General features: G+C 71.2%; 2 protein-coding genes. One reads left to right on the top strand and one right to left on the bottom strand.

The genetic code is table 11. The annotated features are described in order from the left end of the window. The coding region (locus AC0CYZ_RS01555) for an inositol-3-phosphate synthase (RefSeq protein ID WP_472211531.1) at positions 1–433 on the top strand (433 nt) is incomplete at its 5' end. Between the two features lie 160 nt (positions 434–593). On the opposite strand, the gene AC0CYZ_RS01560 is transcribed toward AC0CYZ_RS01555, so the two are convergent. Continuing rightward, positions 594–1,556: a hypothetical protein gene (locus AC0CYZ_RS01560; protein WP_472211534.1), complete on the bottom strand. Its 963-nt coding sequence runs from the start codon at positions 1,554–1,556 to the stop codon at positions 594–596. Between the last annotated feature and the right edge of the window lie 328 nt (positions 1,557–1,884).

Here is a 1,884-nt window from a genome sequence, read left to right on the forward strand (position 1 = left end):
GCAGCTCAACGTCGGCGGCAACATGGACTTCCGCAACATGCTCGAGCGGGAGCGCCTGGAGTCGAAGAAGACCTCGAAGACGCAGTCGGTGACCTCGCAGGTCGACCGCGACATGGGCAAGGGCAACGTCCACATCGGCCCGTCGGACCACGTGCCGTGGCTCGACGACCGCAAGTGGGCCTACGTCCGCCTCGAGGGCCGCGCCTTCGGCGACGTGCCGCTGTCGCTGGAGTACAAGCTCGAGGTCTGGGACTCGCCGAACTCCGCCGGGATCATCATCGACGCCGTCCGGGCCGCGAAGCTCGCGCTCGACCGGGGGATCGGCGGCCCGCTGCTCGGGGCGTCGTCGTACTTCATGAAGTCGCCGCCCGAGCAGTACCGCGACTCGGTGGCCTACGACCGCGTGGAGGCCTTCATCCGCGGCGACGAGTGACCGTCCCCTCCGCGCTCGGTTCTTGAGGTCTTGAGCGAAGGGCACCTTCAGTCGGATAGATCGGCGAGGGGCGTCCCTCGCCGGACCGGTGAGCGGCGACGGCGTTCTGAGCGAAGGGCCCCTTCGGTCGATCTATTCGACCGAGGGGGCCCTTCGCTCGTCACCGGGCCGGCTTCATCACGACGGGCGGCCTGGGACGGCGACGCGCCTGGTCCAGGGAGGCCCGCAGCTTGCGCTTCACCCCGTCCGGGTCCTCCCGGAGCTCCCTCGGGGTGATCGGCACGACGACGAGCCCGGCGGCGATCATCTCGGCCTGCCGCCGCATCGTGCCGTCGAACTTCTCGAGGTCCGCGTGGTGGGCGAAGGAGTGGACGTCGAGGGCGAGGGCACAGTCGTCGACGAAGCCGTCGGGGCAGGCGAGGAAGGTGCCGTCCTCGAGGTGCACGTCGGCGTTCCAGTGGACCTCCGGGAACTCGGCCATGGTCGCCACCAGTTCGCGCTGCCACGCCTCGGCGGCCGACCGGATCCCGTCCTCCAGCTCGACGATGACCGCCCTGACCAGTGCAGATCCGCGCCCGGAGCCCGCCTCGAGCTCTGCCCGCAGCGCCGGGACGGTGACCCGCCGCTGTTGCACGGCCTCGGCGAGCAGGGCACGGACCTCGTCGATGCGGTCGAGACGGCGTGCTCCGTCGATGAGGGCACGCACGAGCGGGGCGCAGCGGATCCCGTCGCGTGTCACCGCTGGGAGCATCCGCCCGGTGCGCTCGACGAGGAGGAAGCCCTCGGACCGGCGTCGACGCTCGTGGGGCACCAGGACGTGGACCTGCTCGTGGACCGGGACACGCTGCAGCCCGTACAGCCGGCAGGCGGTCAGGCCGGTGACGACGGCGTCGTCCCCGCTGACGAGCAGGGCGGCGACGAGTCGCTGGCGTGGTGTCAGGGCGCCCCGGTCCAGTGCGACGAGGCCCAGGAGCGGCCGCCACCACCCTCCGCCGACCTTCCGGCAGCGGAACGCGATGGTGCTCGACGGGACGCCGAGCTCGAGGAGGACCCGGACGAGGATGAGGCGGTCGGAGGCGGCGGCATGGACCGCGTCCCAGTCGACCCGTGCACGACGTGGCATGTCCTGCTGACGTCGGCCGGGCCGAATCGGCTCCATAGAATCCGGAGAGGGGCGCCCACGCGCGGTTCTATCGAGCGATGGGGCCCTTCGCTCAGTACGACGGCGAGCGCGGCGTTCCGGCGAGGGGCACCCACCGCCGATCTATTTGACCGATGGGGCCCTTCGCTCAGAACCGGGGAGGAGAAGCCGGGGGGCTACTTGACGATGTTGACCAGCCGACCGGGGACCACGATCACCTTGCGGGGCTCGGCGCCGTCGAGGATCTCGACGACCTTGGGGTCGGCCAGGGCCGCCGCCCGCACCTCGTCCTCGGTCGCCGATGCCGGGA

The sequence above is a fragment of the Actinomycetospora sp. genome (assembly GCF_055612215.1).